Raw genomic sequence first — 23,490 nt, forward strand, 5'->3', positions numbered from 1 at the left:
TACTACACTAAAAAGAATAAGTAAAATTCGGTTTTTCATTTATTGTTGATTTTTCAGATGTTAAATGTATAGCTTTTAAAAAGTAATATAAAATCAATTCAGAAGATTATAGTAATACATTCAATGGATTTGAATATACTACTATAAAAATGACAAAGGTCATCTTTATATTTTACCACTAAGAATCTTTTTCGATCCGCGGCCCTGGCAATGAATGAGCTTAATGCTGTCTTTATAAGAAATTGCCGTTTCTTTAATCCGTTCTTTGGAAACGTAAAGCAATTCTCCTTCAAATGCATTAGGTACACTGGGTACATAGACCGCAACCAGATCATCTGTTACTTCTTCTATAGCATAAGCCAGCTGCAAAGAGTCTTCATTTTTTAACAGAACAACTTTGTAGGCAGAACCTTTGTCAGCACCAATCATAGATTCACCCATGTGTTTCATAAAACCATAACCGGGTAAACGATGCAATAAATGGTCTTCAAGCCAATTTGAAATTTTCGCGGCAATGCGCAGCCGCGCAATTAATCCCATAAATAATCCAAGGGCAAGCAGGATCAGAAACACGGCCCAGTATGCCCTGCCAATACCGAAGAGCGAATGATAAGGAAGCATGTCAGCAATAGGAATTGCCAGTTCCTTTAATTTATCCAGCACCTTGTCTATTAAAATAAGAATAACCATCAGGGGCACCATAAACACAATACCTCTGATCAATGTTTCTTTAAAAGCAACGAGTATCTTTTTCATAAGACCAATTACATTCATACTATTCTGCCAAATCATTTTCAGGTTTGATCCACTCCAAAAATAATTTATAACCTAATGACATAACGATAGCACCTGTAAACAAGCCAATGAAGCCAGATAACACAAAGCCGCCAATCACACCAATAAAGATTACCACCATCGGTACCGGCGCGCCTTTACCCAGCATCAGTGGTGTAAGAATATTATCCGAAAGACTCACCAGAATCATTAGCACAGACCATATAACCGCCGGCATGGTTTCTTTGGTAGCGAAAAAGTATGCCACAGCGCCTAATGAAACGATCACTGCAGGAATCTGTACAACAGCAAAAACAAATACTGCCAGCGTTAGAATACCCGGATACGGAACACCTGCCAGCACAAACACAACTCCATGCAATAAGGCAAGCACAAAGCCTTCGCCAAGTACACCCTTCACAACACTGCCCACAATTTTTATAGTAAGGTCTGCAAACTCATCTCCCCTGTTACCGGCAATCTTTTTAAAGAAATTCCGGATACCAGGCCCTATATCTTCACGCACCAATAGTATACCTGCAATACACAGAGATAAAATCAATTGTATCACGCCGCCGACAGCGCTCAATATACCTCTCATGAATACCTTGCCTAGTTCTACCAGCTGTTCCTGGTGCGATACTACAAAAGCATCCTTATCGGTTGCAATTGCCAGCCAGTTGTCATAAAGTTTATGGCCGATCAATGGCAGCGCTTTGATTTTTTCATCCGGCATCGGAATGGTTACCGGGTCGGTTATATATTTTGATTTTAATTCAGTTACTTCATCTACCAGAGAGGTAATCACTATAAAAAGTGGCAGAATGACTGCAAGCAGAAAACAGAAAATAATAATGAACGAAGCTGTCTTAGGCCTGTTACCGATTTTTTTCGATAGGTATCTGTGCAAAGGCAACAATGCGAGAGCCAGTATCAGTCCCCAGAGTATAACGCTGGCAAAAGGAGTTAAAATCAGCAGACACCATACAATAATGATTAAAAGGAAAATCATTCGTAAGGTCATGTCATAAAAAGACGGCGTTGGAGATGAATTATTCATATAGATGTTTATTTTACTATAAAGTATACTGCTTCATGTTTATTATATATTTCTTTTAAAGGCTGATTTTACACCACCTTCAAGGAAAGACTCTGCATTAACGAGGCCATACATTTCTATCAGCTTGGCGATGGCCCCGCTCCAACCGGTCTGGTGACTGGCACCTAATCCCGCACCATTATCACCATGATAATATTCATAAAATAAAATATAATCACTCCAGTTCGGATCCAGGTGAAACTTCTCCGCACCACCAAATACAGGTCTTTTGCCCAATTTATTTTTTGTGTAGATGCTGATGATGCGATTACAGATTTGTTTGCTGACTTCGAATAAATTCATCTCTACGCCAGAGCCCGTAGGGAATTCGACTTTAAAACTATCACCGTAATACAGGTAGAACTGCTGCAGAGCCCGCAGAATAAGAAGGTTTACAGGCATCCATACCGGACCGCGCCAGTTTGAATTGCCTCCAAACATGGTACTATCAGACTCTGCCGGTAAATAAGAAACGCGGAATCCTTTTCCATTCACATGCATCACAAACGGATTCTTCTCATGGAATTTTGAAACAGAACGGATACCAAATGGCCCTAAAAATTCATTTTCATCCAGCATCCTCGCAAGGATACGTTTAAGTTTATGCTTATCTACAAGTGCATAGATACCACGCTCATGAACACCCAGATTGTCCTTACCGGTCGGATGCATGGCATCCATCAGCTCTGGCATGCGGCGCTGCGCATCACGAAACATTCCGGCCAGATCCGATAAGCGTTCACGTATATCCTTTTCAATAACACTTGTTGCACATAAAGGCAGCAAACCTACCAGTGAACGTACTTTAAGTTTCGTACAACTACCATCCGGTGAACGTAAAAGATCATAGTAAAAACCATCTTCTTCATCCCACATACTTTCATCACCTCTGCCATTCATGGCAAAAGCTATGTATTGAAAATGCTGTGTGAACTTAGCGATCATCTCTTCGTACGAAGGATCTTCTACAGATAATTCACAAGCCATGTCAAACATATTCTGGCTGAATAAAGCCATCCATGCTGTACCATCGGCCTGTTCGAGATACCCTCCGGTAGGAAGCGCAGAACTTCTATCAAAAATACTGATGTTGTCAAGACCAAGAAAACCGCCTTCAAATAAATTTTTACCTGAACGATCTTTCCGATTAACCCACCAGGTAAAATTTACCAGTAGTTGATTGAAAACAGAACGCAGAAACTCAAGATCCATCCTGCCATTATTACCTGTATCAAGACGATGCAGAAACAAACTTGCCCAGGCATGCACCGGCGGATTCACATCGCTGAAATTCCATTCATATGCAGGCATCTGCCCGTTCGGGTGCATGTATGATCCGCGCAGCATCAGCTGCATCTGTCCTTTGGCAAAATCCGGATCTACAATAGACAATGGTAACGTATGAAAAGCGAGGTCCCAGGTTGCATACCAGGGATATTCCCATTTATCCGGCATGGAAATAATATCCTTATTCAGCATATGATACCATTCTGAATTGCGTCCGTTACGATAACCTTTGTGCAACGGATTTGTATTATGTTCTTCGAGCCAGCTGTCACCGTCAAAAAAGAAAAACTGTTTACTCCAGAGCATTCCTGCCAGTGCCTGACGCATTACATTCTTCTCATCTTCAGAAATGGAAGTTGGTATGACGGATTGATAAAATTCATTCGCTTCACGAATCCTGTCATTAAAAATGGATTCAAAAGATTCATCAAAAGCATGTCCATATTGCTGTTCCGATTTCTTCGTCAATCGTAAACGTATTGTAGATGTTTGCCCGGAACCGATCGACACCTGATAATGCGGTGAAGCTTTCGTTCCTTTTCTTTCTGGGTTTACAGCATGTTGCAGTCCGTGAATAACCGCGTTATTAATACCATCTTTTACATAAGCGCTTTCATTCGGTGTGCCTGGAAACAGCAGTTCATGGTTGGTTTCATTTTCAGTAAACAAAACAGGTACGTCTCCTTCACAAAAAAGAACAAAATCACCTAAGGTTGAATGTTGGGCTACTACGGCAGAATGGCCCTGCGGTGCTGCCACCTGCTGCAATAAGGGTTTTGAAGCTGCACGGTTCGCATCTGCGATCCAGGCAGACCAGTCGTTCCGAAACCACAGTGCCGGCAGTATATGCAGGTCGGCCATTTCCGGTCCGTGGTTCAGCGCGCTTATTTTTATCAGGATATCTTCCGGACCATTTTTAGCATATTCTATAAAAACATCAAAATACCGGTTCTCATGAAACACGCCCGTATCCAGCAGTTCATATTCCATCTCATGTGCTGAACGCTGGCCATTGACACGAACAAGTTCTTCATACGGATAGGCAACCTGCGGATACTTATATAAGTACTTCATGTATGAATGACTCGGTGTATTATCCAGGTAAAAATAATATTCCTTTACATCCTCGCCGTGATTGCCTTCACGGTTTGTTAAACCAAACAGACGTTCTTTCAGAATCGCGTCCTTACCGTTCCATAAAGCGACTGCAAAACACAAATGCTGCTGGTCATCTGAAATACCTGCGATCCCATCTTCGCCCCAACGATAAGCCCTTGAGCGGGCATGATCATGCGGAAAGAAATCCCATGCGTTTCCATCGTAACTATAATCTTCACGGACAGTTCCCCACTGACGTTCGCTCAAATACGGTCCCCATTTTTTCCAGGGACGAATATTTTCACGAGCCTCCTGTAATCTTCTATTTTCCATTATCCTTCCATTAAAACAAAATCACCCGAACATCATAAAAATTCAGCCTCCATGTTATTCAGGCATGCACAGTAAAAACACTTTTTTGCTGCTGTAATATTACTGTATATTTTAAAAAAGTCCATTATTATACTCTGCCCCTCCCAATATTTTTTATCAAAATCTGGTATTATTCCAATAATAAAGCTTTTTGAAATATATAAATTCTGACCGTTATCATTCTCTATATTATAAAATCAACTTATATTTAATTCTGAAAGTAAATCTCTCTTTTACCTTTAGAATTTTCGCATGCATTTTGTTTTACGCTCCTTTAAATAGTACTTATTCAATGAAATTATTCAGCAAACGAACGATCGTTTTTATTGCATTTTTTATTCATCTGCAGCTGTCAGCACAGGAACGCCCTAAAATAGGTGTAGTTTTAAGTGGTGGCGGAGCTAAAGGACTTTCACACATAGGCATTTTACAGGCCATAGACAGCGCCGGTCTGCAGGTTGATTATATTACCGGAACCAGTATGGGCAGTGTGATTGGCGGTTTGTACGCCATTGGGTATTCAGGAAATGACATAGAAAAAATTGCCCATGAATTAAACTGGGGTGCGATATTGAGCAACAAGCCTGATTATAAAAACATCAGCATCGACGAGAAAGATGAATACGCCAGGTATTCTGTTGAACTGGGATTGGAAAAATTAAGTCCGCAGATCCCGTCAGGTTTAATTGAATCGGAAGAACTCTGGCTCACACTGACGCAGCTCTTCGCCCCAGTGTATGATGTAAAAGACTTTTCGAAATTCAATATTCCTTTTAAATGCATTGCAACAGATTTATCTACCGGCGCTGCTGTCGTGCATTCCAAGGGTGAGATCGTAACGGCAATCCGTTCAAGCATGGCTATACCCAGCGTATTTACCGCAGTAAATTTTGATACGACCAAACTTGTGGATGGGGGGATTATCCGGAATTTTCCTGTGATCGATATCAAGGAAATGGGCGCGGATTACGTAATTGGTGTAAACCTGTTTAAAGGATTACCAGACATCAGCAAGCTGAATACAGCCATGGATGTGTTTTACCAGATCACGCAATACCGCGATGCTGAAGACCTGGAGAAAGAAAAAAAACTCTGCGACCTGATCATTGAGCCCCCGCTGGAAAAATACTCTGCCGGTAGTTTTGGAGATGCTGAAGACATCATTGTAATCGGTAAGGAAATGGGGAAATTATATTATCCATTCTTCAAAAAACTTGCTGATTCAATCAATAACATTCAACCTAAAGCGTACGATCCAACCAACCGTCTGCCGAAAAAAGATAATGTATTCATTGACAAGATTGAGTTTACAGGAATCGAAAAAACAAACAAAGAACTGCTGCTTGACAAACTTGGTATTGAGCCTGGTCATTCCTACTCCATTCAAAAAATCAACGAAGGTTTCCGCACAGCTTTTTCCAGCAGATATTACAACAACGTTTATTATCAGTTAAAGCCTACTACAGCAGACCATGTAGTACTGACATGCTTTGTTAAGGAAGCACCGTTAACACAGGCCAAAGTTGGTATCTCCTACCTTACATTTACAGGCTTTGCCGTTATTGCCAACCTTACTGCCAGAGACCTGTTATTCACCAAATCACGTACCATGGCAAAGTTCGCTATTGGCGAATACTTCAGAGGATTTGTACAGCACAGGCAAGCATTCGGTAAAAGAACCAATTCTCTTTTCAACATCAGTTACGGGTACGATCATTTACCGTTGAACTTATATGATGAAACAAACAAACGTGCCGTTTACCACATCAACAAATCCGTACTGGATGCAAACTTCACTAAAGTATTTAATATTAACTGGAGTCTTGCCGCGGGTACAAACCTCCAGAACATCCGTTATTCACCGGAAGTAACGCCTGAGTTAAGCTACAAGGGTAATTTCACAGAACTGTATTCCTATATACGTGCTGAATCAAAATCCATCAACAGCCCGAACTTTCCGACGAGCGGATATGAGTTTTTATTTGAATTCGGAATGGATTACAACCGTAAATTAAACATCACGTCTGATTCGGCAACAACTATCGCCCGCATTACAGAAAAGGTGGATAAAAGCCCGGAACTGTATCGACTGCGCTTGAAATACATCAAGTATGTTCCGCTGAGCCTCAGGTCTACATTGATCTTTAAGGCGGATGGCGCTTATTGCATCAATTCAAAAGATTTCATTTTCGATAATTATTTTGTCGGCGGTATCCAGTATATCTTAAATCAACAGATTCCGTTTGCGGGTATCAATGAAGGGCAAGTAACCACAAGCGCTACAGGAATAGCCATGATCGGTTACCAGTACAATTTCTTCGGCCATTTTCTGCTTATAGGCAGAGCAAATACAAACATCTACAACTTTGATAACCTGTGGGCAACGGACCAGACGCAATCCAGCAAGGCGAAATGGGTTAATGGTTTCTCTCTCGGCCTTGGTTATGATATAGGAGCCTTGCCAATGGAATTAACAGCCATGTATTCACCGGAAATGAATACCCTGTATTCAAATATTAAAGTCGGCTTTATATTTTAATAACGCTCTCTGAAAATGCTCCGGAGCTGCTTCTGACAACAGGAAGCAGCTCTTTTTTATTATGGCCTCCCCCGAAAGTCTTTTACTGATTACACATTTAAAAAATAGTTGTACCTTCGTTTAGATTCCTCTTTTTATGCTGAACATACATAAGATATATTTATTTGTCGGCTTGATATTTTTTTCTCTTCAATCAACCGTTTTGATTGCACAGCATAGTTCGTTTACACAGTTCAGACCCGAAATCGACATTGCTACTAAACCTTTTAAAAAGACTACGTTCCAGCTGGATCTGTCTACACAAAGGGAGTCTGATGTGAATGCGACAAATATGTTTAAATATGCTTCTTCTGTATCAGGAAAAATATGGGTGAGCCATTATTTTAAATCAAAAGTCAAAAGCTCTGCTTTTTTTGAAACGATTTACAACAAATATGTACCCGAAGTCAATTCCGCAGATTCGTATGAATACCGCATCGGCATCCAGAACTCCTATACAAAGCCATTGGGTCGCGTGACAATTTCCAACACATTCCGGGTAGAAGACCGGATCCTTGAGGACAAAACCGGCAAATATGTACAGGCAATAAGAGCCCGCTACAAAATTAAAATGTATATCGGCTTAACTAAAAAGAATCTGATTAAAGGCGCCGTCTATTTCCTGGGAACAAATGAATTCTTTTTCAATATGGGCAGTACAGCAACAGGTTATCATCTGTTTGAACAGGATGCCGTAGAATTAGGACTTGGTTATTGCATCTCTGATTATATTACGATTGAATCCCTCTACAACTATACCTTCAGAAGAATGCCATATGATGGCTCAGGAACCCGTACCATTCAGGCCTGGCAGCTTACCTTATCTTTCAATAACGTATTTTCAGGCGCGTATCTGCAAGGATACTTTCACAAAAAGTAATTTATTTTTTCGAACGTAGGCAGATGTAATGTCTTTGCAGAACATCGTTATTGTCTTTTACAAGAAAAAATCTTTTCTGATCATCAATCACATAATTAATACGAACGATCGGATACTTTTCGATATAACCCAGATCAGCAGATTTAATTTTAAAATAACCGTCATACGTTTTCTTTGAACGGATACTTGACTTCGAGCTATAAGTTAGCAGAATGTTTGTACTGTCAGTCATCTGAATAGAAATATCATCCTGCAGTTCTTTTCCAACCAGAATCTTTTCCGGATTATCAATATGCACGACTAAAAAATAGTCTTTATCAATCGCATACATGGCACATTTGACCTCTACGCTTTCAAACATATGTATCGTTTCAAAATCCACACTACGGATCATGATGCCATCCGGACGGACAACTTCTTTTACCTCACAGCTATCCTGTGCAAAAGCAATGCCTGTAGCGGTACATAATACGCCAAAAAAGATTATGATTCTTAAATAAGCACCCATGCTTCTTCAGTTAGACACAAACAGTTTTTCTATTATACGATTAATTACTGTCGCTGTTCATTTTCCCTTTTAAGTAAAAAAACATAAAGACAGGAAAAATTAAAAAACACACACTACCGATAAAGATAAGTAAATATTGAGATTCAACAGAGTTTTTAGGAACCACTTTAACATTGGCTTTCAGGTTCTTTGCATAATCATGCCGGATATCCAATAAGTAATTTGAATAACCGTAGGTCTTAGCCATCTCATATGCTTCAATAGCAGCATTTGCCCTGTTCAGTGCAAGCAATGAGTTCCCCAGGTCAAATAGTAACAAGCCGATAATTTTATCCTCTGATTTTTGAAAAGTGATCTGCTCATTCAATTGATAAAACAATTCACTTTTTAACTTCAGCAATTGACTTTGATTCAAGTTGGTTGAAGGAATCGTATCATCGCCAAAATCTGTATTGATTAAAAAATCTGAAGTGATGTATGTATCGCCGTGAATCTTAGCTTCAAGAATTTTAACATGCAGCCATTCCGAATCAATGTGCGACAGAGGTTCAATGGCAATAGCAGTTTTGATCCACTTCAATGCATTGCTGTAATCACCCAGGCGTTCGTAGGTAGTACCAAGATTGGCAGCTGTTTCAAAACGGCCGGGTTTTATCTTTTCAATTTCAAGAAAAACATTTTTTGCTTCTTCATATTTCCCCTGTACAATTTTAATCAAACCATAATCCGAATAGTAGTCAACATCCTTTGTTACTTTCCACAAGCTGTCTAATTTTTCAGCTTCAGGCTGCAATTTGTCTGTCAGCAGTATATGCCCATATGGAATATCAAATCCAAACTTATCATTCGTTATGGTTGCTCCATCCTTAAGCTCGTTTACATTATTGATACAAGCAAATGATTGTGCGAAAGAAATAATCAGGAAAGAAAATACAAGTGCAATTCTACTCATGAAACGTCAAATCTATTTTATATATGGGGACAATTATTCATTTAAGATATTGAATTAAATTCAATATTCAAGATGCAGGGAATAAAAATAAATCTTTCAATTGAACTGTTTGAATAACTGTGATCTGGTCTGATTTTTCACTCAATCCTGATTAAGATTCTACTGCAATTAATTTGTTGCGGCGAACGTGGGCAGGACAAACAAAAAGCCTTCCTGTATTTCTACAGAAAGGCTTTCGTTTTTATTTATTTTAAAAAGAACAGATTAAACTGTTTCTTTTTTCGCGTTTCTCAAGCGTTCGTTTTCATCCAAAAGAATCTTACGCATACGTAAAGACTTAGGCGTAACCTCGATGTATTCATCCTTCTGGATGTATTCCATCATCTCTTCCAATGAGAAGTTGATCTTTGGGGCGATCTTCGCGTTATCATCCGTACCGGAAGCACGCATGTTAGTCAGTTTCTTCTCACGCTGTACGTTTACAGTGATGTCATTCTGACGGTTGTGCTCACCGATAACCATACCCTGATAAATTTCATCACCTGGTTCGATGAAGAATTTACCACGATCCTGTAATTTATCCAATGCATAAGCTGTAACATCACCGCTATCCATAGAGATGATAGAACCGCTGATACGCTCAGGGATAGTACCTTTATATGGTTCATAACCTACGAAACGGTGCGTCATGATTGCCTCACCGAATGTTGCAGTCAATACGTTTGTACGTAAACCGATGATACCGCGTGAAGGAATATTGAATTCCAGGTGTTGTAAATCACCTTTTGGTTCCATGATCAGCAACTCACCTTTACGCTGAGTAGCCAATTCAATTACTTTACCGGCAGTTTCCTGAGGAACGTCTACTACAAGCGTTTCCATAGGCTCGCAACGCTTGCCATCGATCTCTTTGTATAATACCTGCGGCTGACCTACCTGCAATTCGTAACCTTCTCTTCTCATTGTCTCGATTAATACAGACAAGTGAAGGATACCACGACCGAATACAAGGAAACGATCTTCTGAATCTGTAGACTGCACACGAAGTGCAAGGTTTTTCTCCAATTCCTTCATCAAACGGTCTCTCAAGTGACGTGACGTTACGAATTTACCTTCTTTACCGAAGAACGGAGAATTGTTGATGGTGAAAAGCATACTCATCGTAGGCTCATCAACAGCAATACGTGGAAGCGGTTCAGGATTTTCAGCATCTGCAATTGTATCACCGATTTCGAAATCATCGATACCAACTACTGCACAGATATCACCTGCTTTCACAGACTCAACACGTGCTCTGCCTAAACCTTCGAATGTATATAATTCTTTAATACGAACTTTCTTGAATGAACCGTCAGCTTTTGTCAATGAATACTGACCGCCTTCTTTCAACTCACCTCTGAATACACGACCGATCGCGATACGACCTGTGAATGTTGAGAAGTCAAGAGATGTAACCTGCATCTGAGCAGTACCTTCGTGCACCGGAGCTGGTGGAACGTGTTCAACAATTGCATCAAGCAATGGAATGATGTTATCTGTTTTTACTTTCCAGTCTGTGTTCATCCAGCCACCACGGCCAGAACCATAAAGTGTAACGAAGTCAAGCTGATCTTCTGTTGCACCTAAGTTGAACATCAGGTCGAATACTTCTTCATGTACTTCGTCCGGACGGCAGTTTTCTTTATCTACTTTGTTTACGATAAGGATCGGCTTCAAACCAAGACCTAAAGCTTTGCCCAATACGAAACGTGTTTGTGGCATGGCACCTTCGAAGGCATCTACCAGCAATACTACACCGTCTGCCATTTTCAATACACGCTCAACCTCACCACCGAAATCGGCGTGGCCAGGGGTATCAATAATGTTGATTTTATGTTCTTTGTAACGTACCGAAACGTTTTTAGCCAAAATTGTAATGCCTCGTTCGCGTTCCTGGTCGTTATTATCTAGGATCAAGTCGTCAAATACCTGATTTTCTCTGAAGATTTTAGATGCGTGAATGATTTTATAAACCAATGTTGTTTTACCGTGGTCAACGTGTGCGATGATCGCAATATTCCTGATGCTCTGCATAATTAGATTTTTAGAAGGTGCAAAGGTACGGAAAAAAGCCGAAGGCGAAAAGCGGGAAGTAGTATAAAGCGTTAAAAAAGAGGATAAACTGACTTGCTTAAGGCCTAAAGCTGAAAGCCTAAAGCAAAAAGTGCCATTTTAAGCTAAAATGAAGGTTTTTAAGCATGTTTAAAATTAATAGAAAAGTAATATAGACCTGGTAAGATGGCTCAAAATGGCTCAGAAAACATATGAAACGTAAAGCTTTAGGTATTCGGCACTAAGCCCTAAGCTTTAAGCCTTAAGGCTTCGGCTTTGAGCTTTTCTTATATTTTGGCTGGTGGTTGGCCGAAAAGATACAACCACGGCAAACGTCTGAGATCGAACAATAGCTTTAAGCCTTCCGCGTTAAGCCATATTTCTTATATTTGCACTCTATTACTTTACAAGACTATGACTCAGAAACCTTCCAGATATACCATTACCTCTGCCCTGCCCTATGCCAACGGACCTGTTCATATCGGCCATTTGGCTGGTGTATATGTGCCGGCTGATATTTACGCGCGTTTTTTACGTTCCAAAGGTGAAAATGTATTGTTTATTGGCGGTTCAGATGAGCACGGAGTGCCTATTACCATCCGTGCGAAAAAAGAAGGCGTTACACCACAGCAGGTGGTAGATAAATACCACGTTCAGATCAAGCAGTCATTCGAAGAACTGGGCATCTCCTTCGATATTTATTCAAGAACCTCTTCAAAGATTCATGCGGAAACGTCTTCTGAATATTTTAAGAAGCTGTATGAAGATGGGAAATTTATTGAACAGACCAGTGAACAATATTACGATCCGAAGGCGGAACAATTCCTGGCCGACAGATACATTGTCGGTACGTGTCCGAAGTGCGGCAATGAAAACGCTTATGGTGATCAATGTGAGAAATGCGGTTCAACGTTGAGCCCTTCCGAACTGATCAACCCGCGCTCCACGCTGAGCGGCGAGAAGCCGGTGATGAAATCCACCAAACACTGGTTCCTGCCATTGGATCAATACGAACCGTGGCTGAAACAATGGATCCTGGAAGATCATAAAAACTGGAAGACCAATGTGTACGGCCAGTGCAAATCGTGGCTGGACCAGGGCCTGCAGCCGCGCGCTGTTACCCGCGATCTGGACTGGGGCGTACCTGTACCCGTTGCCGGTGCCGAAGGAAAAGTATTGTATGTGTGGTTCGATGCGCCGATCGGTTACATCTCCGCCGCAAAAGACTATTTCAAAAATTCTGTAATCAAACCTATTCATAAAAATAATACCTGGGAAGATTTCTGGAAGAAAGATGATACCAAACTGGTACACTTTATCGGTAAGGACAACATCGTGTTCCACTGCATCATCTTCCCTGCTATGTTAAAGGCTGAAGGAAGTTACATCTTACCGGACAATGTTCCTGCAAATGAGTTCATGAACCTGGAAGGTGATAAAATTTCTACATCACGTAACTGGGCGGTATGGCTGCATGAATACCTGGAAGAATTCAAAGGCAAGCAGGACGTATTACGTTATGCCCTTTGCGCGAATGCACCGGAGACAAAAGACAATGACTTTACCTGGCGCGATTTCCAGGCTCGTAACAACAATGAGCTTGTAGCCATCTATGGAAACTTTGTGAACCGTGCGTTGGTACTAACACATAAATATTATGACGGTAAAGTGCCTGCTTTAGGCAAGCTTGAAGCTGCTGATGAAGGCGTGATCATGATGCTGAAAGAATTCCCGGCGAAGATCGCTGCATCGATTGAGCAGTACCGTTTCCGCGAGGCGCTGGCAATCATGATGGATCTGGCTCGTCTTGGAAATAAATATTTAGCCGATACAGAACCCTGGAAACTATATAAGGAAAATCCGGAACGTGTAAAAACCATTTTACACATCGGTTTACAAATAGCAGCAAATCTTGCGATCGTTTCCGAGCCGTTCATTCCGTTCACATCGGAAAAATTATTTACGATGATGAACCTGAAATCAAAAACATGGAACGATGCGGGCACCATTGACCTGTTGAAAGCGGGCGACCAATTAAACCCTGCAGAATTGCTGTTTGATAAAATGGAAGATGCCGTGATCGAAGCACAGGTAAAGAAACTGGAAGATACCAAGCAGGCAAACTTATTGGCCAATGCAGAAGTAAAACCATTGAAGGAAAATGTTTCCTTTGATGACTTCGCGAAGATGGATATCCGCGTGGCAACAATAATCGCGGCAGAGAAAGTAGCGAAGACTAAAAAACTATTGAAGCTTACGTTGAAGACCGGCATCGACGAGCGTACGGTTGTAAGCGGCATTGCCGAGCACTTCGAACCGGAAGCGATCATCGGTCAGCAGGTTTCACTGCTTGCCAACCTGGCGCCGCGCGAGATCAAAGGCATTGTATCACAAGGCATGATCCTGATGGCAGAAGATGCAGATGGTTCACTGAAGTTTGTACAACCGTCGTCAACAGTCAACAATGGTAGCTTGGTAGGATAGTTTGTTGAAATTCCAATCCGCCGCGGCGGAACAAAAAACAAATTCCAAACGGATATAGATTACCTCTGCTGAACCTGTTGTTGCGCCAACGGCCAACAACCCACCGCCGTCACACACTTCACGAAGCTCTTCGGAATTTGCAATTCCGAAGCCAGATAAAAAGGATTTACAATCCGCTTTACAAGCCTATTCTTCGCCGTTGTTGGTGTTCAGCCTGCCAGCATATATCGTTAAGAACGGATACAACCCAGGCGTCACCAACAACTGATCAGGCTTTAGTCGTCAGGCTTAATAGCAGAGATAAATTCCAAATCACAAAAGACAAATTCCAAACGGATAATAGATAAAAGAAGCTCTTCCGAATTTGCAATTCGGAAGTCAGATAAAATGGATTTGTAATCCGTTACTTACCTTTGCGCCCCACCGTGGTCTGTGGCACACAGAACACCTAACGCCGTTGTTGGTGTTTAGCCTGCCAGCATATATCGTTAAGAACAGGTATATCCCAGGCGTCACCAACAACAGATCGATAGAGATTGGAATATTAAATGATAAATAGCCCGCGAGTGATCGCGGGCTATGGTTATTATAGTAATTTCCACCATCATTAAAACCTCTACGGTACATTTTGCTTGTGTGAAGAAAACATTTTAATTTGGCTTAATCCTATTGTTTTTCAAACAAAAGAACTAATATTAAGTTAGCTGTTTTGAATATTAATTTTTATACGATTTCAAAATTTCGCTTTAAGGGGACATCGAAAAAATAGTTTTTATCAATTCAAAATTAGATCTCACATGCAAAAAACAATTTTGTGTTTAGCTGTAGTTGTAACAATCCTAGCTTCATCCTGCCAGGAACAAAAAACTGCTGTGCCTTCAGAAGGCAATAATAGCAAGGATACACATTTTAAAGATTTGGCGAATCTGACTTTCGAGAAAGATTATCCAACCAAAGAAACAACGCTTAAGCTGGATGAAGAACTTTATTTTCAGAGAGCCGTGCAAACATATCTGTGGGCATTGCCGGCAGTAAATATGTATGCCATGAAAGAAGGCCTGGGAAAAATCAACGGTGAAGGATATCATGTGATGTCTGTATTCGAACAACGTTTAAAACCAAATACCATTATCACCACGCCGAATTCAGATGTCATTTATGGCCTGAGCTTTGCCGATCTGAGTAAAACAGGTCCTCTTGTAATTGAAGCTCCGGCAAACTTACAGGGATTGATGGATGATTTCTGGCACAGGCCTTTAACAGGACCTAATATTAAGGGCCGCCAGTTTCTTGGCGATATCGGAATACCAGGTCCGGATATGGGCAAGGGCGGAAAATATTTAATCGTACCTGATGACTATAAAGGCAAAATTGATGAGAAAAAATATTTCGTATATAAAAGTTCTACAAACGGTGTATTTATTTTCTTAAGAGGTTTCTTCCAGGATATCAATAATCTTGAACCGGGTGTGAAGGCTGTAGAAGGAATTAAAATATATCCCTTGAACGGAGGTGCAAAAGAAGAAATGAAATTTGCTCATTCTTCAAACGCCGCGGCAAATGCATTATTTGCACATGATTTTTCATATTTCGAAATGCTTGACAGATTTATTAAAAGTGAAAAAACGGACAAAAAAGATCCTTACATGCATGGCGTACTGGCAAGCATTGGGATCGGGCGTGACAGTAAATTTGAACCAACGGCACGGGAAAAAGAACTATTAGATCTGGCTGCGCAAACGGCCTGGAAAATGTCTAAGAATATTGCCGCAAACTTTGACCGTGAATACAAAGGCTTGTGGTGGAAAGACAGGCACTGGGTCGCGCACGGCAAAACAGAATTCGATGACTTTATGCATGTATTGCTGAATGAAGAATTTGCATGGAGAGAAACAAACTATACGGATGTGAATGCCAAAGCGCATATGTTCATCAACCACTATTCCATCAGTACAGGAATGATCAGTTCTGTTGTCGGTCTCGGAGCCAAATACGCCGGTGCATATAAAGACAGCGAAGGTAATTACCTGACAGGTGAGAACACTTACCGGATAACTATACCAGCCAACGTACCGGCAAAATTATTCTGGTCACTGACTGCATACGAATTCAGTACCGCTTCTGGCCTACCAGCAGGTCAGGAATATCCTTCACTGAACTCACTGAATGCGTTGGAATATAACGCAGATAGCTCGGTAACTTTTTATTTCGCACCCGAACAGCCCGAAGGAAAGAAAAACTGGATCAAGACAATACCAAACAAAGGTTGGTTCAGCCTGATCCGCCTGTACGGACCTGATCAGGCATTCTTTGATCGTAAATTCAAACCAGGAGATTTTGAAAAAATAAAATAAACAATAATCCTGCTACTTATAATCCAAAACAACACCTTTATGGAAACCAAACCAACCTATGGAATGCTCCTTATTGCTGCAATTTTATTCAGCTGTAACCCGCCGCAAAAGGAAAATACAATAAGTACAATGCAGATGCAACAACAACCTGACTCTGCTGCAAAGCAGATGCCCCGGAAGGCTGCTGTCACACAACTTGCAGAAGCAAGCAGTGATGTGATCATGCATCCGGAATACATTAAAAATCTTGCCCGCCAGGCGTACATGTGGGGCTACCCGATGGTTAACATGATCAACAGGCGCAATACCATTACACAGGCACCGCATCCGGGCCTGCTGGGCGGTGTATTGCCAGTAGCACCAATGGGCAGGCTGGCGATGCTGCATGATTATATTGACCCGGCCGAAACATTCGTTACCTGTCCCAATCAGGATGTGGTATATGGCCTGGGCTTCTTCACCCTCGACAAACAGCCTGTCGTTATTCAGGTGCCGGATGTTGGCGATCGCTTCTGGGTATACGCCATTTACGATGCCCGTACCGATCAGGTCGGCAAACTGGGCAAGCCTTATGGGTCAAAGCCGGGTTTCTATCTGCTGCATGGACCAAACTGGAAGGGCAAAGTACCTGATGGAATCCAGGGGGTGATCAGGAGTTCTACAGAACTGGCTAATATTATTCCGCGCCTGTTTATGGATGATACAGATGAAGATCGTGTGGCCATTCAGAAGCAATTGAACCAGGTAACTGCTTACCCGCTTTCTGAATACACAGGCAAAATGCAAACGGTCGACTGGAAAGCAATTCCACCAATTGCCAATCCGGCTGCAGGTAAAAATAAAGGCGAAACCAAATGGGTCATTCCTGAAAAGTTTTTTGACCAGTTTAATGAAGTATTGGAAATAGTGCCGTCCATGCCCGGTGAAGAGGCGCTGTACGGACAGTTCAGGGCAATGATGAAAATCGCGGCTGAAAAACCGGAGGTTAAAAAAATGATAACCGATGCTGTAGTTGAACTGGATAAATCATTGATGAAAGATTTCCTGCAATGGAAATACAACGGCAAGCCTGCAGGTAATGGATGGAACCGTTCACAAAACAATGCACAATGGGGACTGGATTACTATAACCGCTTAGGTACTTCCCGCAGTAATATGTTCGATAACAGACCTAATGAGACGCAATACTTTTATACAGACTATACAATTGCCGGAGAAAAGCTCAAAGGTGTACACAATTATAAAGTAACCTTCCCGGCCGGGCAACTACCACCTGTTCAGGGCTTCTGGTCATTGACACTTTACAACGATGTGCATTTATTCCATCCCAATAATCTGAAAAGATATTCATTGGGTACCAAAAATAAAACGCTGGTCACAAACCCCGACGGCTCTCTGACGCTGTATGCAGGAACGAAATCACCCGGCAAAGATAAAGAAGCTAACTGGCTGCCGGCACCAACTGGGGACTTCTCTTTATACATCCGCGCTTATTGGGGAAAAGAAGATATCCTCAACGGGATGTGGGTACCGCCTGTGGTAGAAAAATATTAAGTATAGCATAAGCATTTATAATAACAAAGCCCGTGAGTAGTCGCGGGCTTTGTTATTATTTTAATATTATATGCCGGCACGCTACACTTAACACAGGCGCCATTTGATCCCTGCGGGATCGTGCGTAAAAATTTCATGTGTGATTATTTTCCTATACATATGTGACCCCTACCGGGGTCATGACTTACTATAGAAGTGATGATGAATGGAAGTAGTATTACAACACCAAGTCATCCTCATCGCATACATGCACAGACTTTCTCGGTCAATTATAATACGTGCTTTCTTTAACCTCTTCACAATATCTGTTGCGCCAACGACCAGCTACGGGCATATTGCAAACGCATTAAATACATTCCCCTGCGCTCTATTCTACACAGATAAGATCCATAGACCATTAAAAACATTCTATCCCCGACATTGCTTTTATTCTGAAAAGAATCGATATTTATATATATCAGCTGATTTTTATATAGAATATTTTTACAATCAAAAAAAGAACGAACATGCATTTAAAAAGTATCCTTACCAGTGGAATCGTGACAGGCATAAGCATCATGGCAGTCGGTGGCGGCCTGGTGCCCATCATCGGTAATCAGATGGAGGAAGTATTAAGAAACCGTTTACTCCCGCCATTGAGTAATGGCGCCATGGCATATTTTGCCTTCTATTCGCTTGCTATAGGCATCGGGGCCATGGGCTTTTATGCACTGGTTAAATCCAGGGTACCATCAAAACCGAAAGCAATCCTTACAACTGCATTTGTGTTCTGGTTCTTTACGTATTTTCTGGCAAATGCCGCGTTGGTTGCTTACGGCTTCATGCCTTTGGGATTAACGGTAATCGGTACTGCCTGGGGATTACTGGAATTACTTATAGGCATCACCGTGGGCTCTATGATTTACAAAGAGGAGAATGTCTGAATAGTAAATCCATTCAAAAGTAATTCATCTAAGTAAATACAGGTTCGTCATTTAAATCTAGCATTTTTCATCAGCTATTCAGGACAAGGCAACCTGACTTTGGTGGAGGCTTCGCCGTAGCTCCCCCTGGTCTCCGCCCTATCTCCTCCCAGGGTACTTCGATGATTACTCTCTTTTTGAAAGAAAAGACAAGCAAACAATATGTTTTTGTTTACCAATGTTAACAGATTATTAAAAAAGGATTGCACAATCATGTTGCATAAGGGAAAGTTCCACATGATTGTGAGGATCCAAAAAGAACTGTATAACCAGATCATGATTCAAACCGCACCTGTATAGCTATTTCAGGACAAGACAAGTGATACCTCACCCTGGTCTCCTACTGGCTAAAGCGTAGTCTCAGTCATATATATTCCGCCTATGTTCCGGGTATGTTCCACCTCTGTTCCGGGTATCTTCTGCCTCTGGGATTTATTTTGTTTAGGTAAAATGGGAAAATCACTATTCAGGTACCTAAAAAAATGAAGTAAGGCAACTGGTTGCTGCATCATAAAGCTATATAAAAAAATGGAATGAATACCACAGAGAAACAGGATTTATTTTTAGCCTGTATAAACCCACAACCAAAGCAAATGGATCATTTGATCCATGCACTGCCGAATACAATATAGTAAGCCCATTGTTCAGGCCCCCGTGCAATATCCATTCCGACACGCAGTTTAAATTTACTTGCTACGAGATATCTGAAACCTGTGCCGCCGCTATATGCATATTGCGCTTCGCTCATTTTTCCCCAGTCGTTAAAGGCATTCCCTGCACCGCCGAAAAACACGGCGCTCCAGCGTCTGTATAAATCCCAGCGCACTTCACCTTCCGTCAGTAAAGTCACATCGCCCTGATAACGCATGATCGGAATACCACGCATATCAATATAAGCCAGCATGAAGAAAGGTGCGTCACCCAGGATCTGTTGGTAATCGAACCGCAAGCCGCCAATCAGTTTTTTTCCTAACGGAAAATATTCATATGCAAATGAATTGATGTGTGTATAATTAAAATCACTTCCGAACACCGTATTGCTTACAAGTGCATTGACGTGAAACTTCAATCCGCGGTTGGGACTGAACATATTATCGCGCCCGTCATACTCCAGGATCAGGCCCGGAGAACTTATCGTTGGAGAAACTTCTTTATTTGTAACAAAAGCAGGCAGGCCCTCTCCTTCTGCTTTTATTTTTGCGGTTGCAAATAAATACTGAACACCCGCATACCAGTTCGTCATGCCAATACGCCTTGTTGCCTGTCCGTAAACAGGTACAGCCCGGAAGTTAAAATTGAATTTCTGTTCACCGAATAACTGAGACTGGCGGTAGAATGCCATGTTGATGTTGAAATAACCGCCGCCTATACGATAGCGGATCTTTGCTTTGAGCCAGCTGCCGATCCTGCCGCCGCCTATTCCCCAGCTGTTGTTGGCAGTATACATCAATACGCCCGCTGTAATATCGGGTGGTACATAATGTGGTTTACCCTTTATGGTTGTATCATTTAAAAAACGTTTTTTAGGATGCAGGAATATAGGAGCGAGCGCCATCCCAAAATTACCGAAAGCCGGTTCTGTAATGATTGATGGTAATGGTATGAAACCATGTGCATCGATCAGCCAATCACTTATATCAAGTGCCTTGCCTGTGGAATCACGGAACAATGATTTCTTTTTTGCATCCGATTCCTGCGCAATTGTTTTAACAGATAAAATAAGCAAAACAATTAAAAAACATATACGCGTATACTTTTTTGTGTATATCATATACCCAGCCTGGTTAATGAATTGAAAAATAAAAATATTATTAATATGCTCCGCGCATATCAATCAATTTACAAAACAAATACCATCATCTGCAATACCTCCTGCATTAAGAAAGGTTTATCACGGTTTCCCGCACCTCTTCAATAAACGTTGCGCGTGTCTGATCATTCAATCCAACTGTTGAGATCGGCTTGCCAAATGATACCGTCACAGGTCCGCGTTTGATGGTAAAGCCACCGCTTGGCCAGATCTTTCCGGCACCGGATATTTTAACAGGTAATATATCTACTCCAGCTTTTTCAGCCATTACAAACGTACCTGCCTTGAACGCACCAATCTGTTCATTCAGCGAACGTGTGCCTTCCGGAAAAGTCATCACGCTTTTACCCGCGCGGATCAGCGAGCCTGCATTGATCATGCTTTGCAGTGCTTTATCACGACTGCCGCGATCAATAAAGATCATGCCCATGGCATACATGTACCAGCCGATAAAAGGAACTTTCGCAATTTCTTTCTTAGCGACAAAATACACGTTGAACGGAAGTGTATAAAACAGAATCGGAATATCGATAACAGACTGGTGATTGGAAACAACGATGTAGGATTGTTTTCCGGCAGGAATATTTTCACGTCCTTTCACGGTCAGCTTTATACCTGCCATCCATAAGATCACCGGTGCCCATACGGTTCGGGCCATAGCAACACCCAGGTGTGTAGAGAACGTAAGAAAACGAACGAGAATGGAAGACGTAATACACAGGATCGACCAGATGATCATTCCGGTTAAGCGTATGGAACTCATGCTTGATTATTTAGGGTTAACAGTTGCATTTATCGGGAATAGGTGCAACTGCCAAGTTTTGATATCCTGTAAATATCGGTATTTTTTTGAAGTTCCGACATCAGTATATGTTATCATTTTTTAATTATACCAGAATATTTCTCCTATTAAAAACAAAAAAGCCGGTATCAAACCAGCTTTTTAAAATCTTAAAACGTATTACATAAAACTTATTACTTCAAAAAGTGAAACTCACTTCACACACCGAAAGCCTAAATGCTCCATGCCCGTATCCGGTGAGCTCTTCATACGGCGCGCCACTCTGTATCCGGAACAATAGCTTTCATTGCACAGAAAAGAACCACCACGCGTTACACGCTTGGGAGAATATGGTTCATCGGGATCAAAACTTTTTTCGGGTCCGGCAGGATTTACAACACCTGCTGCAACTTCATCAAATTTATAATGATCGTTCTTATACCAATCCGAACACCACTCCCACACATTGCCTGAGATATCATAAAGCCCGTATCCATTGGCAGGAAAGGACTTAACCGGTGCGGCTGTATAATATTTATCTTTCAGATCATTCTGATACGGGAATTTTCCCTGCCAGTAATTCGCTTTCGGTTTGCCGCTCTCAACGGGTTCATTACCCCATGGATAAATTTTATTTACCAAGCCGCCACGTGCAGCAAACTCCCACTCAGCTTCTGTAGGCAAACGTTTGCCCGCCCATTTGCAATAAGCCATGGCATCGTCCCACGATATTTGTACAACAGGATAATTGTCTTTCCCTTTAATGCTGCTGTTCGGCCCCTGCGGATGTTTCCAGTCTGCACCGCGTTTCCATTCCCACCACATGGAATAATCACGCAGGTTCACTTCATATAAAGTTGACCTGAATACTAAAGAAGCCGGCTGTAATAAACTATCATGCGGCTTTGGTGTGCCTGGAGCAACCTGACTTTTCATTTCTTCCCAATTGATGGGGCGCTCGGCTGTTGTAACATAGCCCGTCGCATCTACAAACTCTTTAAATTGTTTATTGGTTACTTCTGTAGCATCCATCCAGAAAGCACCTACAGTAACTTTATGTTTCGGATATTCATCTCCTGCTGCCTGGTCATTATCAGCGCCCATCATAAAAGTACCGCCGGGAATACGTACCATGCCTATATGATTGGTATCGCTGCGCTGCTTGATTGTGCTTGCAGCAGCAACAGGTGCAAAGCGATCGGGGATGCCTGCATGACAGGACATGCTGTCTTTGGTTCCGACAGTTTTTTCTTTTGATTCTCCGGAGCAGGATAAAAGTGCTGTTACTACCAGGCCGGTTATTATTTTATAGATCATTACCGTATACTAAAATTAGATAAAACGAATATACTTATTTTATCACAACTGTATATGACACCATCATGCTATTTCATTCAACGGGTTCAGGTCATATTGGTATTAATGAATGATTTTTTTGCAAGTAAAGATGTTTCACTCCTAAGTATTTATACTGAATTTTCTCTTACATCGTAAAACTCTGCAATACTAAAAAAAACATTATTTTATTCTGAGAAGCTCTATTAACTAGTATTCCAATAATTATGACCACTCAATCCTTAGAGATACGATTCCAAAATTTCATTCAACCATAATGCATAATTAATTTTATTATTTGCTTCAAAATAGAAAAAAACATTATTTTTATTTTCATGCATTACTGCTTTTTTAAATAATATTTTATAAAAATTTTAATTCAATCTTTTATGAAAAAAATCAACCTCTTAGTTTTATTGTTTCTGAGCATGATGGCAACAGGTTTTGCTCAGAATAAAAAGCCAAACATCCTGGTGATTTTTGGTGATGACATTGGCATTACCAATATCAGTAGTTATTCGCAGGGACTTATGGGGTATGCTACGCCCAACATTGACCGCATCGCTGATGA

The 23,490-nt window shown here is 41.3% G+C and carries 15 protein-coding genes and 1 pseudogene; 7 read left to right on the forward strand and 9 right to left on the reverse strand.

The window, feature by feature from the left end:
- Positions 1–165: 165 nt before the first annotated feature.
- Genes ACTHJT_RS14330 through ACTHJT_RS14340 form a run of 3 tightly spaced genes read right to left on the reverse strand, consistent with a single transcriptional unit; the run spans position 166 to position 4,591 of the window.
- Positions 166–756, reverse strand: coding sequence for a DUF502 domain-containing protein (locus ACTHJT_RS14330; RefSeq protein ID WP_440239393.1), 591 nt, complete (start codon positions 754–756; stop codon positions 166–168).
- A 19-nt stretch (positions 757–775) separates the two neighbouring features.
- A complete protein-coding gene (locus ACTHJT_RS14335) occupies positions 776–1,834 on the reverse strand; it encodes an AI-2E family transporter (RefSeq protein WP_440239395.1) in 1,059 nt (352 codons plus the stop codon).
- A gap of 42 nt (positions 1,835–1,876) precedes the next feature.
- Positions 1,877–4,591, reverse strand: coding sequence for an MGH1-like glycoside hydrolase domain-containing protein (locus tag ACTHJT_RS14340; RefSeq protein WP_440239397.1), 2,715 nt, complete (start codon positions 4,589–4,591; stop codon positions 1,877–1,879).
- A gap of 331 nt (positions 4,592–4,922) precedes the next feature.
- On the opposite strand from ACTHJT_RS14340, the gene ACTHJT_RS14345 reads away from it, so the two are divergent.
- Positions 4,923–7,169, forward strand: coding sequence for a patatin-like phospholipase family protein (locus tag ACTHJT_RS14345; RefSeq protein ID WP_440239399.1), 2,247 nt, complete (start codon positions 4,923–4,925; stop codon positions 7,167–7,169).
- A gap of 202 nt (positions 7,170–7,371) precedes the next feature.
- A complete protein-coding gene (locus ACTHJT_RS14350; RefSeq protein ID WP_440239401.1) occupies positions 7,372–8,088 on the forward strand; it encodes a DUF2490 domain-containing protein in 717 nt (238 codons plus the stop codon).
- A 1-nt stretch (position 8,089) separates the two neighbouring features.
- On the opposite strand, the gene ACTHJT_RS14355 is transcribed toward ACTHJT_RS14350, so the two are convergent.
- The 3 genes from ACTHJT_RS14355 to typA form a co-directional block, all read right to left on the reverse strand.
- On the reverse strand, positions 8,090–8,596 hold the full coding sequence (locus tag ACTHJT_RS14355; RefSeq protein ID WP_440239403.1) for a hypothetical protein: 507 nt from the start codon (positions 8,594–8,596) through the stop codon (positions 8,090–8,092).
- A 40-nt stretch (positions 8,597–8,636) separates the two neighbouring features.
- Entirely contained in the window at positions 8,637–9,548 is a 912-nt protein-coding gene (locus ACTHJT_RS14360; RefSeq protein ID WP_440239405.1) for a tetratricopeptide repeat protein, read from the reverse strand.
- Positions 9,549–9,812: 264 nt separating this feature from the next.
- Entirely contained in the window at positions 9,813–11,621 is a 1,809-nt protein-coding gene (gene typA, locus ACTHJT_RS14365; RefSeq protein ID WP_440239407.1) for a translational GTPase TypA, read from the reverse strand.
- Between the two features lie 432 nt (positions 11,622–12,053).
- Between typA and metG the strand changes: the two genes are divergently transcribed.
- From metG to ACTHJT_RS14385, 4 genes are all read left to right on the forward strand, one after another.
- Entirely contained in the window at positions 12,054–14,123 is a 2,070-nt protein-coding gene (gene metG / locus ACTHJT_RS14370; RefSeq protein WP_440239409.1) for a methionine--tRNA ligase, read from the forward strand.
- Positions 14,124–14,920: 797 nt separating this feature from the next.
- Positions 14,921–16,477 (forward strand): DUF1254 domain-containing protein, encoded by a 1,557-nt coding sequence (locus tag ACTHJT_RS14375; protein WP_440239411.1) that lies wholly within the window; start codon positions 14,921–14,923, stop codon positions 16,475–16,477.
- A gap of 39 nt (positions 16,478–16,516) precedes the next feature.
- Entirely contained in the window at positions 16,517–18,031 is a 1,515-nt protein-coding gene (locus ACTHJT_RS14380; protein WP_440239413.1) for a DUF1254 domain-containing protein, read from the forward strand.
- 506 nt (positions 18,032–18,537) lie between these two features.
- On the forward strand, positions 18,538–18,954 hold the full coding sequence (locus ACTHJT_RS14385; RefSeq protein ID WP_440239415.1) for a hypothetical protein: 417 nt from the start codon (positions 18,538–18,540) through the stop codon (positions 18,952–18,954).
- Positions 18,955–19,591: 637 nt separating this feature from the next.
- Here ACTHJT_RS14385 and ACTHJT_RS14390 read toward each other — a convergent pair.
- The 3 genes from ACTHJT_RS14390 to ACTHJT_RS14400 all read right to left on the reverse strand — a co-directional run bounded on the left by ACTHJT_RS14390 (position 19,592) and on the right by ACTHJT_RS14400 (position 22,901).
- Entirely contained in the window at positions 19,592–20,764 is a 1,173-nt protein-coding gene (locus ACTHJT_RS14390) for a hypothetical protein (RefSeq protein WP_440239417.1), read from the reverse strand.
- Between the two features lie 106 nt (positions 20,765–20,870).
- Positions 20,871–21,566, reverse strand: a complete 696-nt coding sequence (locus tag ACTHJT_RS14395; protein WP_440239419.1) for a lysophospholipid acyltransferase family protein — start codon at positions 21,564–21,566, stop codon at positions 20,871–20,873.
- Positions 21,567–21,797: 231 nt separating this feature from the next.
- Positions 21,798–22,901, reverse strand: coding sequence for a formylglycine-generating enzyme family protein (locus ACTHJT_RS14400; protein ID WP_440239421.1), 1,104 nt, complete (start codon positions 22,899–22,901; stop codon positions 21,798–21,800).
- Positions 22,902–23,308: 407 nt separating this feature from the next.
- Between ACTHJT_RS14400 and ACTHJT_RS14405 the strand changes: the two are divergent.
- A pseudogene (locus tag ACTHJT_RS14405) lies at positions 23,309–23,490 on the forward strand (arylsulfatase); the annotation flags it as partial.

This window comes from Cytophaga sp., from assembly GCF_051961495.1.
Classification (GTDB): domain Bacteria; phylum Bacteroidota; class Bacteroidia; order Cytophagales; family Cytophagaceae; genus Cytophaga.